Origin of the sequence: Nonomuraea sp. NPDC026600 (assembly GCF_040638335.1) — a bacterium.
Taxonomy (GTDB): domain Bacteria; phylum Actinomycetota; class Actinomycetes; order Streptosporangiales; family Streptosporangiaceae; genus Nonomuraea.
On the sequence record NZ_JBEZYD010000007.1, the window covers coordinates 87,604 to 102,007 of the forward strand.

The following is a 14,404-nucleotide window of genomic DNA, read 5'->3' on the forward strand; positions in this document are numbered from 1 at the left end:
TAGGCAGTCCTGCTGCCCTTGGCGGTGTTCGATATCGACCGCCGCGACAGCGATCTGGGGGCGACGGTCAGCGGGACATCGGCAGCAGGCGGGCGCCGGCGCGTTTGACGTGGCGGGCGATCAGCGCGGTCTCCACCTTCAGCACTCCGGGCAAGGCGCCGATACGGGTGGCGAGGTAGTCGTACAAGGCGCCGGGGTCGGCGCACACCGTGAAGGCGATCATGTTGGGATCGCCGGTGGTGGCCGCCGCGAAGGCGATCTCGGGGTGGCCGGCCAGCGCTTCGGCCACCGCGGTCAGTTCGGAGGGGGCGACGGTCAGCCACAGCACGGCCTCGGTGGCGTACCCGAACAGCATGGGGTCGATCTCGACCTCGAAGTAGAGCACGTCGGTGCGGCGCAGTTCCTCCAGGCGGCGGCGGACGGTGGACTCGGACCATCCGGTGGCGGCGGCCAGGGCCGGGTAGCCGGCGCGCCCGTCCGCGGCCAGCACGGGCAGGAGCCGCTGGTCGGCCTCGGTCAGCTCCATGGGTGAGTGGCCGTCCAGCGTGGGTGGCTGAGGGCGCAGGGTCTCGATCTGCCGCGGGTTCAGGGCGCTGGTGCGGCCGGGCCAGCCGCTCGTGCCGGCGACCGCGCGCAGCATGCAGTGCGCGGTGACCGCGGTGATCCGTGCCGTACGGGGCAGCTTCGGCAACAGCACGTTGTCCTGATCGGACCGGATGTGGGCGCGGATGATGCAGGTGACCTCGGTGGCGCCGGAGGTGAGCGTGACCCAGGAGGTGTCCTCGCGGCGGGCCAGCGCCGCCGCGACTGTGGTGACGGCATCGGGCGTACACCGGATGCGCACGAACCAGTCGACATGCCCCAACGGCCGAACATGGGGCAGACCGACCACACGGAGCAGGCCCGCCGAACGCAGCCGGCGATAACGGCGGGCGAGCGTCCGATCGGATGTGCCCAGCACGGCGGCGATCCGGCTGAACGGGGCGCGGCCGTCGATTTGCAGAGCGTGCACCAACTGCCGGTCGAGATCGTCAAGGGTGAGTGGATCCACCGGGGAATGGTAGCTGTCTGTCAGAAAACGCCGCGTATCGCAGATTCAGCGTCTGTGGCAATCAGCAGCAGAGAGTCTCGTTCGTGCAGCCCGCGAACGAGCGTTCCGGGTCTGCCTTCTGCCGCCCCTGGACCCTGGAGCTATCGATGCGGAAATGGTTCCCTCTCCTGACCGTCTGTCTGGCCACGCTCATGTTGCTGGTCGACATCACCATCGTCAGCGTGGCCGTACCGGCCATGACGACCAGCTTGCACTCATCGCTCTCGGCCCTGCAGTGGACGGTCGATCTGTACGTTCTGGTGCTGGCGGCCCTGCTGATGGCGGCCGGTTCCGCCTCCGACCTCGTCGGCAGGCGCCGGGTCTACCTCGTCGGCCTGGTCGTCTTCGCCGGGGCGTCGCTCGCCTGCGGCCTGGCGCCCACCAGCGGTCTCCTTGTCGCCGCCCGCGGCGTTCAGGGGCTCGGCGCCGCCGCGATGCTCTCGACCAACATCGCGCTGCTCGCCGGAACCTACAGCGGCCGGGACCGAAGCGTGGCCTTCGGCATCTGGGGAGCGGTCAACGGCATCTCGGCCGCCGCCGGGCCGATCCTGGGCGGGCTGCTCACCCAGCACATCGGGTGGCGGTCCATCTTCCTGGTCAACCTGCCCATCGCGGCGGTCGCATGGGTGATCGCCCGGCGTCATGTGGCCGAGTCGAAGAACCCGGCCGGCGGGCGCGTCGACGTCCCGGGCACCATCACCTTCACCCTCGCCGCCACATTGTTGATCTTCGGGCTGATCCGGGTCGGCGACGACGGCTGGACGGCCCCGGTCCCCGTCGCGCTCTTCGCGGCGACCGCCGCCGCGCTGGTGGCGTTCGTGCTCGTCGAGCGCCGCCGGCGCGATCCCATGCTGGACCTCGCCCTGGCCCGCACCCCGTCGTTCGCCGCTCTCATGCTGGGCGCGTTGGTCCTCAGCGCGTCCGCGTTCGCCAACCTCGTCTTCGTGTCGATCTGGGCGCAGTCGGTGCTGCGCTTCGACCCGGTCGCGGCCGGACTGGTGCTGACGCCTCTGGGCGCCGCGGCGTTCGTGGTGTCCGGTTTCGCCGGGCGTTTCATGAACAACGTCGCCCCCCAGTGGCCCATCGGGATCGGGTTGCTGCTCATCGGCGTCGGCGGACTGTTGGACATGCTCGTGACCGGCGACTCGGAGTGGACGGCGCTGCTGCCCGGGCTGCTCGTGACCGGGGCCGGGGTCGGAATCTCCTCACCGACGCTGGCGGCGGCCGCGGCCGCCGCCGTCCCGCCCAGCAAGGCCGGCATGGCCGGCGCCGCGGTGAACACCCTGCGCCAGTTCGGGTTCGCGCTGGGCATCCCGATCATGACCACCGCGATGGCCGGTGCCGTCCGGCCGGTGCTCGCCGGCAGCGGCCTCTTCCCCGACCTGGACTCGGCGACCGCCTCGATCATCGGTGGCCAGGCGGACACCGTCGTCGATGGCCTGGCCGCAACGGTCCACGACGCGGCCGGACACACGGTGCGGGCCGCCTTCGTCTCCGGTCTCGACCAGATCTTCCTGCTCAGCGGGATCAGTGCCCTGATCGCCGCGGCCATCGTCCTGCTGCTGGTCCGCAGGGCCACTCCGGATGACCGCCAAGCCCCTGAAGACCGTACGGCGATCACCGTCGATCCGATAACCCCCTGAGAGCATGCCTTGACGCCGGCCCTTATTTGAGCGATCGTTCGACTACTTAAGAACTGAGGGGCAGCGGTACACCCTTGGCACGATGGGCGGTTTCAGATGCAAGGCTGGCGAAAGCGGAGTATCGCCACCGGAGTGGTGGCGCTGGTGATGATCACCTCGGGCTGCTACCGGGACGGCGGCGACGTTGCGGGCACGGCGGCTCCGGGGAGCACCCCCGAACACGATCTCGTCACGACGACCCCCGCCGGGGTCGGGCAGGTCGACAAGGTCACCTGGGCGCTCTACCGGGGCACCACCTCGATCGACCCGATCACCGCGGGCGACTATCCCGAGATCACCGTGACGAGCCTCATGTGCGAGTCGCTGTTCCGCCAGGCGCCGGACGGATCGGTGGAGCCCGGCCTCGCGACGCGGCTGGACTTCCCCGACCCGAAGACCGCCGTGCTGACGCTCCGCAAGGGCGTGACGTTCTGGGACGGCTCCCCCATGACCGCCGAAGACGTCGCCTTCAGCATCGAGCGCAACCGCGACCCCAAGGGCGGCGGCTACTGGGTGCCCGTCCTGAACCGCGTGACCTCGGTCGAGGCCACCGGACCGCTGCAGGTCACCCTGAAGCTGAAGCAGCCGGACTACTGGCTGCGCAACGTCCTGTCGTACATGCCGGGCATGGTGGTCTCGAAGAGCTACGTCGCGGCCAAGGGCAAGGACTACGGCACGGTGAAGGGCGGTGCCATGTGCACCGGCTCCTTCAAGCTCGGTCAGTGGCGCACCGGTGACGTGCTGTCCGTCGTACGCAACGACGGCTACTGGAACCGCGCGGAGTCCCCGCTGGTGCGGCAGATCGACTTCAGGGGCATCCCCGACGAGGCCACGCTGACCGCGGCACTGCTCACCGGAGAAGTGGACGGCGCCTACCTCGAACTGCCGCTGTCGACGATGGACCAGATCCGCGCCGGCGGCACGGTGAAGGTCTACCACGGCCCGTCGTACCTCATCGACGCGCTGATCGTCGCCGACGTGGGCAGGGGGACGCTCTCCGACGTGCGCGTCCGCCGCGCCCTGTCGCTGGCCATCGACCGCGAGGCGTACATCAAGACGCTGTACAAGGACAGCGCCCGGCCGGCTCGCGCCCTCGGCACCCCCGGCACCTGGGGGTACGAGCGGCAGACCTTCCAGTCCGCCTGGGACGGCCTGCCCGACCCCAAGACCGACCTGGAGACCGCGCGCAGGCTCGTCCAGGAGGCCGGCGCGACCGGCAAGACCGTGACCTTCGGCATGAGCAACGAGCTGAACAAGCTCGCCACCGAGGCCAACCTCTTCAAGACGGCGGCCGAGAAGATCGGCCTCAAGGCTCGGCTGAAGGCGGTGTCCACCGACGCCTACAGCGGGTTCTTCCTGGATGCGCAGGCCCGCGCCGACGTGGACGGGTTCTTCACCACCAACTACCCCAACTGGGCCGATCCCGGAGCCCTCTACGCGACGCTGTCCCTGCCGGGCGGCCCGCAGGACTACGGCCGCTACCGCAATCCGGCGGTGGCCGGCCTGCTCGAACGAGCCCGCGGCACCGAGGACGCGCGGCAGCGGGCCGAGAGCACCGTGCAGGCGCAGAAGATCGTGACCGGGGACCTGCCGTGGATACCGATCGTCGCCCCCGACACGGTCCTCGTGCTCAACGCCAAACTCACCGGCGCCACGGTGTCCTCGCAGCACCTGTTCGCGCCGTGGGCCGGCAAGCTCGGGGCGGTGGGCTAGGCGCATGGCCGCGTTCCTCATGCGGCGGGCGATCATGCTGGCGGCGACCCTGCTCGTGTCGAGCTTCGTGGTGTTCGCCGGGCTGTCGGTCGCACCGGGCAATCCGCTGGCGACCCTCTCGGGCGGCCGCTCGCTCCCGCCGGAGAGCGTCGCGGTCCTCGTGCAGCGCTACCACCTGGACGAGCCGTTCCTCGTGCAGTACGTCACCTGGCTGGGCAACGCCGTACGGGGCGACCTGGGCGTGTCGATCACCCTCCGGCAGGACGTGTCGGAGCTCATCGGCTCCCGCTCCGGGACGACCATCGCCCTGATCCTCTACGCGGCCCTGATCGTGCTGCTCGCCGGCGTGTCGCTCGGGCTGCTGGCGGCGCTGCGTCCGGGGATCGTGGACTCCCTCGTGGTGATGTCGACGGCGGTGGTGGTGGCCGTTCCGCCCTTCGTCGCCGCGATCGTGCTCATCGGGATCTTCGCGGTGAACCTGCGGTGGCTGCCGGCACTCGGCAACGGCTCCGGGCTGTGGGACGGCATCCGCCACCTCACGCTTCCGGCCTTCGCCCTGGCGGCGGCCTCCACCGCAGCCGTCGCCCGGGTGACCCGGACCACCGTACGCGCGGAGCTGGGCCGCGAGCATGTGCAGACGGCGGTCAGCCGCGGCATTCCCTATGGGGCCGTGGTACGCCGCCACGCCCTGCGCAACGCCGCCGTCCCGATCAGCACGCTGGCCGGCATGACGGTGGCGTCGATGATCGCGCTGGCGGCGGTGGTGGAACGGGCCTTCAGCCTCAACGGCCTGGGCTCCTACCTCGTCAGTGCCGCGCTGTCCAAGGACTTCGCCGTCGTGCAGGGCATCTCGCTCGTACTCGTCACGTCATTCGTCCTCGTCAACACCCTGGTCGACGTCGTGGCAGCGATGCTCGACCCCCGGATCAAACTGGGGAGACGAGCATGACCGCGGTCACCGTGCCCCTGGGAAGCAGGTGGGGACCACTCGGCACGACGGCTGCCGTCGTGATCGTCGCGGCGGTCGCCCTGTCACTACTCGGACCGGCGCTGTCCGCCGACCCGAACGCCAGCGACTTCGCCAGCGCCTACGCGGCCCCCGGGGCGGGACACCCGCTCGGGTACGACGGCCAGGGACGCGATCTTCTCGCCCGCCTGCTGACCGGCTCGCGAACCTCGCTGCTCGGCCCCCTCTGGGTCGTCGCACTGAGCATGGCGGCAGGAACGATCATCGCGATCGCGGCCGCCTGGGTCGGCGGATGGCTGGACTCCGTCGTGTCGGCGGCCCTCGACGTGGTGTTCGCCTTCCCGGGAGTCCTGCTCGCGATGCTCGTCGCCGCCGTCTTCGGTCCGGGCCTGAGCGCGGCGGTGCTCGCGCTGTCGGTGGCCTACGTCCCGTACATCGCCCGACTGCTGCGCAGCGCGGCGCTGGCCGAGCGCCGCAAAGCCTACGTCCAGGCGCTGGAGGTGCAGGGATTGGGGGCGATGGCGATCTGCCTGCGCCACCTCGTGCCCAACCTCATCCCGCTCATCGCCGCCCAGGCCACGCTCTTCTTCGGCTACGCCATGGTGGATCTGGCCATCGTGTCGTACTTCGGCCTCGGCGTGCAGCCGCCCGACGCCGACTGGGGCGTCATGGTCGCCGGCGGGCAGTCCGGTGTCCTGCAGGGGTACCCGGCCGAGTCGTTGCTGGCGGGCGGCTGCATCGTCGTCCTGGTCGTGGCGTTCAACGTGCTCGGCGAACGGCTGTCCGACGGCTCCGGGCAGGGCGGGACGTTCGGCCCGTCGCGCTGGTGGCGTCCCAGGCGAGGAGGTGCCGCGTGAACGACCTGCTCCGCATCAGCGGCCTGACGGTGCGACTGCCGCTCGACGGCGAACCGAGGACCGTCCTCAGCGACGTGTCGCTGAGCATCGCCGCCGGGGAGGCGGTCGGCCTGGTCGGCGAATCGGGGTCGGGAAAATCCATGACCGCCCGCTCGATCGTGCGGCTGCTCCCTCCCGGCGCGCTCGTCGAGGGGACGATCCGCTACCGCGGGACCGACGTCCCATCTCTGCGCGGGCAGCCGCTGCGCGACCTTCGCTCCAGCGTGTCCATGGTCTTCCAGGACCCGCGCGCCCACATCAACCCGGTACGCACCGTGGGCGACTTCCTGACCGAGGCGCTCCGCGTCAACCAGCGGGTTCCCCGGCGGGAGGCCGAGGGCCGCGCGGTCCGCGTCCTCGACGAGGTGGGCGTGGCGGACGGCCCGCGACGCTTGCGGCAATACCCGCACGAGCTCTCCGGAGGACTGCTGCAACGCGTCATGATCGCCGCCGCGCTGCTCACCGAGCCGCACCTGCTGCTGGCCGACGAGCCCACCACCGCACTCGACGTCACCACGCAGGCCGAAGTGATGGCCATCCTCGACGAACTACGCCGCGAACGCGGTCTGGCCATGCTGTTCATCACCCACGACCTCGAACTCGCGGCGGCCGTCTGCGACCGGACGGCGGTGATGTACGCGGGCCGCGTCATGGAGGTCCGCGCGTCGGCGCTGCTGCACGACCATGCGCTGCACCCCTACACGGTGGCGCTGGCCGCCGCCCGTCCCTCCCTGGAGCGGCGGGCCGAGCGCCTGGTGACCACCCCGGGCCGGCCGCTGTCGGCGTTCGAGGCGCCGGACGGCTGTCCGTTCAGCACCCGGTGCCCGCACGTACGGCAACGCTGCCACGACGAACGACCGGACCTTCGTCCCCTGGACGGCGGCCAGGTGGCCTGCGTACGGGCCGAGGAGCTGGCGGTGTCCCATGACTGAGGCGATCCTCGAGGTCGAGGGACTCCGCAAGGACTTCGGGGAGGCGACCGCCGTACGGGATGTGAGCTTCTCGCTCCCCCCGGCGGGCGCGCTGGCCATCGTCGGCGAGTCGGGATCCGGCAAGACCACCGTGGCCCGCATGATCGTGGGCCTCGAACGGCCGACGGCCGGGCGCGTCACCGCCTGCGGGCGCGACCGTTCGCAGCCGGCCCGCTCGGCGCGGGAACGCCGGGACCGCGGCGGCCAGGTCCAGATCGTCTTCCAGGATCCCTACTCCAGCCTCGACCCCCGCCAGAGTCCCGCCGCCGCGGTGGCGGAGGTCCTGCGGCTGCACACCCGTCTCGATCGAGAGCGGCGGCGCGCCAGAGTGGCGGAGCTCGCCGACCTCGTCGGGCTCGACGAACGCCAGATGGCGGCACTCCCGTCGCGGCTGTCGGGCGGGCAGCGCCAGCGGGTGGCCATCGCCCGGGCGCTGGCCGCCGAGCCGCGGATCCTCATCCTCGACGAGTCCGTCGCCGCGCTCGACGTCTCCATCCAGGCGCAGGTCCTCAACGTGCTGGCGGACGTACGCGAACGCACCGGCGTGGCCTACCTGTTCATCAGCCACGACCTCGCCGTGGTCCGCCAGGTCACCGATGACGTCGTCGTGATGCGGCACGGCGCGATCATCGAACGCGGGCCGACCGGCCGGGTGCTCGACGCGCCCGAGCACCCGTACACGCGGCTGCTGCGCGCGAGCGTCCCCCGCCCCGGCTGGCAGGTGCGCGAGACACGATGACCTCTCTGGCGAACCCCGATGGTGTGGTCCGAAACATGCCGGTGCCTGCGGCTCTGTGACTGCTTGGCTGGTTGCCCTGCTCCACGCGCTCCGGTCTGAACGGGAACCATGTCCACGATCACGCCCATCCGAACACGCTCGCCACTCATCGACTGGCTGGCGGTCATCTCGCTCACGCTGGGCATCTTCGCGATCGTCACCAGTGAGATCCTGCCGATCGGCCTGTTGACCACCATCGGCGCCGACTTCGGCCTCTCCGACGGCATCACCGGGCTGACCATGACCCTGCCCGGCATCGTCGCCGCGATCGCCGCGCCCGCCGTCACGCTGGCCACCGCCCGACTGGACCGGCGGGTCATGCTGTGCGCTCTCATGGCGGTCCTCGCCATCGCCGACGTGCTGGCGGCCGTGGCCGGCTCCTACTGGATCATGCTGATCTCCAGAGCGCTCGTCGGCCTCACCATCGGCGGCTTCTGGTCGATCGGGGCCGGGCTGGCCGCCCGCCTGGTGCCGCCGCCGTCGGTCGGCACCGCCACCGCCCTGATCTTCTCCGCCGTGCCGCTGGGCTCCGTACTCGGTGTGCCGGCCGGAACCTTCATCGGCCACATCGCCGGCTGGCGTACCGCCTTCCTCACCCTGGCCGCGCTGGCGATCCTCGTCCTGATCGCCCTGCTGGCGCTGCTGCCACCGCTGCCCGCCCACCAGGTCACCAGCCCTCGCGTCCTGCTCGACCTGCTACGCCACCGGGGTACGAAGATCGCCTTGCTGGCCACCTTCCTCATCGTCCTTGCGCACTTCGGCACCTACACCTACATCACGCCCTTCCTCCAGCACATCACCCACCTGTCCCCCACGGCCATCAGCGGGGCGCTCCTGGCGTACGGCAGCGCCGGAATCGCCGGCAACTTCCTGGCGGGCAAAGCCATCGCCATAAGCCTGCGCGGCACCTTCGCGGCCACCGGCTGCTTGATCGCACTCACCACCTTGATGCTGCCCGTGGTCGGCAGCACAACCGTCGGCGCTGTCGTGCTGCTGGTGCTGTGGGGTCTGGCCTATGGCGGGGTGCCCATCTGTTCCCAAGCCTGGTTCCTCGACTCCGCCCCCCAATCGCCGGAAGGCGCCACGATCCTCTTCACGTCCTCCTTCCAAGCGACGTTCGCCCTCGGCGCGCTCTTCGGCGGCAGCATCATCGACGCCTTCACGGTCTCCACCGTGATGATCTGCGGCGGGCTGACCGCCCTCCTCATGGCGGCATCCCTGTGGTCGCTCAACAAGCCGCGCTGATCCGGCGGGCGCGAGACCCGAGACCGCCACGGGTCTCGCGTTTCAGCATGAGGAGACTTCATCTTTACGTGTCGCCACAGTCACTTCATGTAGTGAAAAAACTACAGTGAGTGCTGGCTTTGGAACGGCCGGCAGCTCATCGCCCGGCCCGATGAGAAGCCTGTCCCGTACCGTTCCTTGCTCGAAAGAGAGCCGGCATGCCGCGCATCAAGAAGACCACCATGGCCATGGCCGTGACCCTGACCACCTGTGCCGGCGCGCTCGGCGCCTTCGCCCTCCCGGCACTGGCCGATCTCGGCGGCGCCTCCGGCCCGGGTGTCCGCGCCGCCGCCATCGTCAACGCCAACGGCTCCGTCGTCCGCTCCAAAGGCGTCACCGCCGTCCGCAGGATCGCCGTCGGCCAGTACTGCATCCGGCTCGACTCCGACATCAACGCCATGAACACCGTCCCGGTCGCCACCAGCCAGTGGACAGGCGCGCCCTGGGACTCCAGCATCTTCGTCCGCCCCGACGGCAGCGTCCCCTGCGGGGACTCCCGCGACGTGTTCGTCGGTACCGGTAGCGCCGCCGGCGCCCGCGACACCGGCTTCCACGTCATCGTCCCCTGACCCGTCCTTAGGCTGTCGGCCAGTTCGCCCAGGCGGCCCACCGCCTGGGCGACGATTCTTTCCGTGCTCGGGAATGGCCCGCTGAGCTGCGGCGTCGGCCGCAAGATCTCGCCGTCAGGTCGCGGTCCGCGGCGAGCCGTCTGGAGGGGCGGTGGAGCGGCGGATGACCAGGCGTGGGTTGACGGAGAAGCGCACCGCCGAGGTGCGGCCTTCGACGCGTTCGAGCAGGAGCCGTGCGGCGGTGCTACCCATGACGGCGCCGTCCTGGTCGACGCTGGTCAGCGAGATGTTGGGCAGGTCGGCCAGCTTCGTGTTGTCATAGCCGGCGACCGAGATGTCCGCCGGGACCGACAGGCCGGCCTCGTGGACCGCGGCGAGCGCACCGAAGGCCGCCTGGTCGGCTCCCGCGAAGATCGCCGTCGGGCGGGGGGACCGGCTCAGCAGTTCGCGGGCGCCCTGGTAGCCGCCTTCCTCGTTGTAGTAGGCCTTCGCGATGGCTGTCTCGTCCTGAAGACCGTGCTCGTGCATGACCCGTTTGTAGGCTTCGGCCCGGATGATGTGCAGCAGGTCGGCAGGCCGCGCGCTGCTGTTGTCCTGGTGGGTGATGTGCACGATCCGCCGGTGTCCGAGTGAGATCAGGTGCTTGACGACGAGTTCGGAGCCGGCGTCGTCATCGTCGACCACCGAGTCGTAGACGGCTGAGCGCTCGTGACGTCCGAGCACCACGGTGGGCATGTCGTGCCCCACCTCCTCCAGTCGTGTTTTAGCGGCGAGGGGGCCGACCATGAGGATGCCGTCGACCTGCCGATCCATCAGTGCGTCGACCGCCCGTTTCTCGGCCTGACGGGTGACGCCTCCCTGGATCATGATCGCCTGGTAGTCGGTCCCCTCGAGTTGTTCGGTGAGCCCGTCGAGGATGTCGGCGAAGAACGGGTTTCTGATGTGCGGCAGCACCACGCCGATCGTGAAGGTCCGCCCGCGCATCGCCCGCGCGGCCGCCTGCGGGCGATAGCCCAGCTCCTGGATGGCCGTCTTGACCCGGTCTTTCATGGCCGGGCTGACGCCGTAGGCGTTGCGGATCACCTTGGACACCGCGGTGATCGAGACCTGGGCGTGGCTGGCCACGTCGGCGATCGTCACCCGGCGCCGTCGATTGGGCGTGACCATCAAGCTCCCTTTCACAAGGCGGGATCCGATTGTACGGGGCCGTGACGCCGGTCAAGTGGGTAACGTTATCCATTTTCGGCGCAAGAAACCACGGCTGTGAGCTGGGTGACGCGTGGGAAACGTTACCCAAAACGACTCTTGACGCTTCGGCGAGGTAACGCCTACGTTAAGTCGCATCGGGGGCCGTTAAAACGATTCAACAAACCCGGAGGGCGTTGTGCAGACCTCTCACCGCATGTTGGGAACGGCCCTGGCCGTACTCACGACAGCGGCCCTGACCTCCTGCGGCTCCGGCTCGCAGCCGGCCGCCGACGGCAGCGTCACCCTGTCCTTCATGACGGGCAGCGACCAGTCGACCGTGGACACGACGAAGGCGCTCGCCAACGCCTTCATGCGGGCCAATCCCAAGATCAAGGTCGCGATCGAGACGCAGCCCGGCGGCAGCGAGGGCGACAACATCGTCAAGACCCGGCTCTCGACCGGCGAGATGACGGATGTGTTCTGGTACAACTCCGGTTCGCTGCTGCAAGCGCTCAACCCGGCTCAGACCCTCGTCGACCTCACCGGCGACCCCGTGCTGGCCAACGTCCAGCCGGACTACCTGCCGGTGGTGACCCAGGGCGACCACGCGTACGGCGTGCCGGCCAGCGCCGCGTCCGGCGGTGGCATCCTCTACAACCGCAAGGTCTACGAGAAGCTCGGCCTGCGGGTGCCCACGACCTGGGACGAGTTCATGGCCAACAACGAGAAGATCAAGGCGGCCGGGATCACGCCGGTGATCTCGACGTTCAAGGACACCTGGACCTCGCAGCTGTTCGTGCTGGCCGACTTCTACAACGTCCAGGCCGCTGTGCCGGGCTTCGCGAAGGACTACACCGCGGGTAAGGCCAAGTTCGCCACCACCCCGGCAGCGCAGGCGGGCTTCCAGCACCTGGCCGACGTGCACGCCAAGGGCTACCTCAACAAGGGTTTCGGCTCGGCGACCCTCGATCAAGGACTGAAGTTGCTCGCCGAAGGCAAGGGCGCGCACTACCCGATGCTCACCGCGGTCTTGCCGCCCGTACTGGCGACGAGCCCGCAGGCGGCCACCGACGTCGGCTTCTTCGGTGTCCCGGGCACCGACGCCGCCAAGAACGGCGCCAGCGTCTGGGAGCCGCCCGCGATCTACATCCCCAAGACGACCAAGCACCTGGACGCGGCCAAGAAGTTCCTGGCCTTCGTCGCCTCGCCGGCCGCCGCCGACGCGATCAACGAAGTCGTGCAGCCGACTGGGCCGTACCGGGTGAAGGGCGCCAAGCTGCCGGACAACGCTCTGCAGGTGGCCAAGGACGTGCAGGCGTACATCGACAAGGGCGCCACCGCGCCCGCGCTGGAGTTCGTGTCCCCGGTGAAAGGCCCGTCACTGGAGCAGATCACCGTCGCGGTCGGTTCCGGGCTGACCTCGCCGGCCGAGGCCGCCGCCCAGTACGACAAGGACGTGGAGAAGCAGGCCAAGCAGTTGGGGCTCACGGGGTGGTGACCAAGCAGGCCGTCGGACCCCGCACGGGGTCCGACGGAGTACCCGACCAGCGCCATGCCCGCGCCTTCTACAACCGGCAGCGCTCGGCCTACCCGTACTGGCTGTACCTGCCGGCCGCCGTCGTCTACCTGGTGATCTTCCTGGTGCCGACGGTGATGGCGTTCTACTTCGCGCTGACCCGCTGGACGCTGTTCGACAGCACCTTCGTGGGGCTGCAGAACTTCCGGGACTTCTTCGCCGAGCAGAACCTGCGCATCGGCTTCGCCAACACCGTCATCTACGCGGTGCTGACGAGCGGGCTGAAGGTGGTGCTCGGACTGCTGCTGGGTGTGCTGCTGACCAGCAGGCTGCGGATGCGTGGCTTCATGCGTTCGGTGGTGTTCTTCCCGGTGCTGGTCTCCACGGTGGCGGTCGGCATCACCTTCAGCGTGCTGCTCAAGCCCGACACCGGGCTGGTGAACCGGACCCTCGCCCTGATCGGCGTCGAGGGCCCCGACTGGCTGGGCGACGCGAACACCGCGCTGCTGTCGGTCGCGCTGGTGGACGTGTGGAAAGGCGTCGGCCTGGCCACCGTCATCTACATCGCCGGCATCCTGTCAATCCCGCGCGACTATTACCAGGCGGTGGCGGTGGACGGGGGCGGCGCCTGGCACCGGTTCCGGCACGTCACACTGCCGCTGAGCCGGCCGGCGACCTTCTCGGTGATCATCCTGTCGTTCATCGGCGGGCTGCGCTCGTTCGACCTGATCTGGACGATGACCCGCGGCGGGCCCGGCTTCACCAGCGACACCGTCGCCTCGATCATCTACAAGCAGTACCAGGCCGGCTTCTTCGGCCTGTCCACCGCGGGCAACGTGATCCTGTTCGTTCTCGTGACCGCCCTCGTGCTCCCGCTCAACCACTTCCTGGGCAGAAGGCAGGTCGCCCTATGAGAGCAGTCAAAAGGCTCAGTGCGGAAGTGATCGCGCTGGTCCTGGCCACCGTGATCTTCCTGATCCCGTTCACGTTCATGCTGCTCACCGCCGTGAAGGACCAGGTACAGGCCGCCGACCTGGACTTCTCCTGGCCGGTCGACTGGCGGATCATCCAGAATCTGACGGAGGTCATCGAGGCGCGCGACTACGTGCTGCTGCGCGCCTACGTCAACAGCACCATCCTGACGGTCGCCTCGGTCGCGTTCATTGTGATCTTCGCGGCGATGGCCGGCTTCGTGCTGCAGCGCCGCTCCGGCAAGCTCGGCTCGGTGGCCGGCTTCCTGGTGCTGTCCGGGCTGATCATCCCGCCCGCGATCGTGCCCACCATCTGGCTGCTGCAGGCGCTCGGCCTGTTCAAGACCCTGCCGGGGCTGATCCTGGTGGAGGTCGCGTTCGGTCTGCCGTACGCGGTGCTGCTGTTTCGCGCGTTCATCGCGGCCATCCCGCGCGAACTGGACGAGGCCGCCATGATCGACGGCTGCACCGGGCTCTCCCTGTTCTTCCGGGTGATCTTCCCGCTACTGCGGCCGGTCACCATCACCGTGATCCTCACCGGCTCGGTGGCCGTCTTCAACGACTTCGTCAACCCGCTGTACTTCACGCCGGGCGACGAGAACGCCACCGTGCAGGTCACCCTCTACAACTTCCAGAGCCAGTACAGCACGCAGTGGAACCTGCTGTTCATGGACATCGTGCTGATCACGATCCCACCGCTGCTGGCCTTCGTCTTCTTCAACCGCAAGATCGTCGCCGGGATGACCGCCGGCGCCGTCAAGGGCTGATCCGAAGGAGCA

13 protein-coding genes are annotated in these 14,404 nt (G+C 69.4%); 11 read left to right on the forward strand and 2 right to left on the reverse strand.

Annotated features, from left to right (window positions below):
* Positions 1-67 precede the first annotated feature (67 nt).
* Positions 68-1,051 carry an AsnC family transcriptional regulator gene (locus AB0F17_RS18675; RefSeq protein ID WP_358024127.1) on the reverse strand — a complete coding sequence of 328 codons (984 nt, stop codon included), beginning with the start codon at positions 1,049-1,051 and terminating at the stop codon, positions 68-70.
* Between the two features lie 146 nt (positions 1,052-1,197).
* On the opposite strand from AB0F17_RS18675, the gene AB0F17_RS18680 reads away from it, so the two are divergent.
* From AB0F17_RS18680 to AB0F17_RS18715, 8 genes are all read left to right on the forward strand, one after another.
* A complete protein-coding gene (locus tag AB0F17_RS18680) occupies positions 1,198-2,733 on the forward strand; it encodes an MFS transporter (RefSeq protein ID WP_358024130.1) in 1,536 nt (511 codons plus the stop codon).
* A 96-nt stretch (positions 2,734-2,829) separates the two neighbouring features.
* The gene (locus AB0F17_RS18685; RefSeq protein WP_358024133.1) at positions 2,830-4,485 is read left to right on the forward strand and encodes an ABC transporter substrate-binding protein; all 1,656 of its coding nucleotides are present in this window, start codon (positions 2,830-2,832) and stop codon (positions 4,483-4,485) included.
* A 4-nt stretch (positions 4,486-4,489) separates the two neighbouring features.
* Positions 4,490-5,434, forward strand: a complete 945-nt coding sequence (locus AB0F17_RS18690) for an ABC transporter permease (RefSeq protein ID WP_358024136.1) — start codon at positions 4,490-4,492, stop codon at positions 5,432-5,434.
* Entirely contained in the window at positions 5,431-6,309 is an 879-nt protein-coding gene (locus tag AB0F17_RS18695; protein WP_358024139.1) for an ABC transporter permease, read from the forward strand. Before AB0F17_RS18690 ends, AB0F17_RS18695 begins: the two co-directional genes overlap by 4 nt.
* Positions 6,306-7,280, forward strand: coding sequence for an ABC transporter ATP-binding protein (locus AB0F17_RS18700; protein WP_358024141.1), 975 nt, complete (start codon positions 6,306-6,308; stop codon positions 7,278-7,280). The genes AB0F17_RS18695 and AB0F17_RS18700 overlap by 4 nt, the downstream gene beginning before the upstream one ends.
* Positions 7,273-8,058 (forward strand): ATP-binding cassette domain-containing protein, encoded by a 786-nt coding sequence (locus AB0F17_RS18705; RefSeq protein ID WP_358024144.1) that lies wholly within the window; start codon positions 7,273-7,275, stop codon positions 8,056-8,058. The genes AB0F17_RS18700 and AB0F17_RS18705 overlap by 8 nt, the downstream gene beginning before the upstream one ends.
* A 108-nt stretch (positions 8,059-8,166) precedes the next feature.
* Positions 8,167-9,342, forward strand: coding sequence for an MFS transporter (locus AB0F17_RS18710; protein WP_358024147.1), 1,176 nt, complete (start codon positions 8,167-8,169; stop codon positions 9,340-9,342).
* A 197-nt stretch (positions 9,343-9,539) separates the two neighbouring features.
* Positions 9,540-9,950 (forward strand): hypothetical protein, encoded by a 411-nt coding sequence (locus tag AB0F17_RS18715; RefSeq protein WP_358024150.1) that lies wholly within the window; start codon positions 9,540-9,542, stop codon positions 9,948-9,950.
* 114 nt (positions 9,951-10,064) lie between these two features.
* Here AB0F17_RS18715 and AB0F17_RS18720 read toward each other — a convergent pair whose 3' ends face one another.
* Complete coding sequence (locus tag AB0F17_RS18720) at positions 10,065-11,117, reverse strand: LacI family DNA-binding transcriptional regulator (RefSeq protein WP_358024153.1); 1,053 nt, start codon at positions 11,115-11,117, stop codon at positions 10,065-10,067.
* A 235-nt stretch (positions 11,118-11,352) separates the two neighbouring features.
* Here AB0F17_RS18720 and AB0F17_RS18725 point away from each other — a divergent pair, with 235 nt between their 5' ends.
* The 3 genes from AB0F17_RS18725 to AB0F17_RS18735 are packed head-to-tail and all read left to right on the forward strand — an operon-like array spanning position 11,353 to position 14,392.
* A complete protein-coding gene (locus tag AB0F17_RS18725; protein ID WP_358024156.1) occupies positions 11,353-12,636 on the forward strand; it encodes an extracellular solute-binding protein in 1,284 nt (427 codons plus the stop codon).
* Positions 12,633-13,568 carry a sugar ABC transporter permease gene (locus AB0F17_RS18730; RefSeq protein WP_358024159.1) on the forward strand — a complete coding sequence of 312 codons (936 nt, stop codon included), beginning with the start codon at positions 12,633-12,635 and terminating at the stop codon, positions 13,566-13,568. Before AB0F17_RS18725 ends, AB0F17_RS18730 begins: the two co-directional genes overlap by 4 nt.
* Entirely contained in the window at positions 13,565-14,392 is an 828-nt protein-coding gene (locus tag AB0F17_RS18735; protein ID WP_358024162.1) for a carbohydrate ABC transporter permease, read from the forward strand. The genes AB0F17_RS18730 and AB0F17_RS18735 overlap by 4 nt, the downstream gene beginning before the upstream one ends.
* Positions 14,393-14,404: the final 12 nt, after the last annotated feature.

What these genes read in the sequence shown, in the direction of transcription:
- AB0F17_RS18680 (WP_358024130.1), top strand. Translation starts at nt 1,198, where the DNA reads ATGCGGAAATGGTTCCCTCTCCTGACCGTCTGTCTGGCCACGCTCATG.
- AB0F17_RS18685 (WP_358024133.1), top strand. Translation starts at nt 2,830, where the DNA reads ATGCAAGGCTGGCGAAAGCGGAGTATCGCCACCGGAGTGGTGGCGCTG.
- AB0F17_RS18690 (WP_358024136.1), top strand. Translation starts at nt 4,490, where the DNA reads ATGGCCGCGTTCCTCATGCGGCGGGCGATCATGCTGGCGGCGACCCTG.
- AB0F17_RS18695 (WP_358024139.1), top strand. Translation starts at nt 5,431, where the DNA reads ATGACCGCGGTCACCGTGCCCCTGGGAAGCAGGTGGGGACCACTCGGC.
- AB0F17_RS18705 (WP_358024144.1), top strand. Translation starts at nt 7,273, where the DNA reads ATGACTGAGGCGATCCTCGAGGTCGAGGGACTCCGCAAGGACTTCGGG.
- AB0F17_RS18710 (WP_358024147.1), top strand. Translation starts at nt 8,167, where the DNA reads ATGTCCACGATCACGCCCATCCGAACACGCTCGCCACTCATCGACTGG.
- AB0F17_RS18715 (WP_358024150.1), top strand. Translation starts at nt 9,540, where the DNA reads ATGCCGCGCATCAAGAAGACCACCATGGCCATGGCCGTGACCCTGACC.
- AB0F17_RS18720 (WP_358024153.1), bottom strand. Translation starts at nt 11,117, where the DNA reads ATGGTCACGCCCAATCGACGGCGCCGGGTGACGATCGCCGACGTGGCC.
- AB0F17_RS18725 (WP_358024156.1), top strand. Translation starts at nt 11,353, where the DNA reads ATGTTGGGAACGGCCCTGGCCGTACTCACGACAGCGGCCCTGACCTCC.
- AB0F17_RS18735 (WP_358024162.1), top strand. Translation starts at nt 13,565, where the DNA reads ATGAGAGCAGTCAAAAGGCTCAGTGCGGAAGTGATCGCGCTGGTCCTG.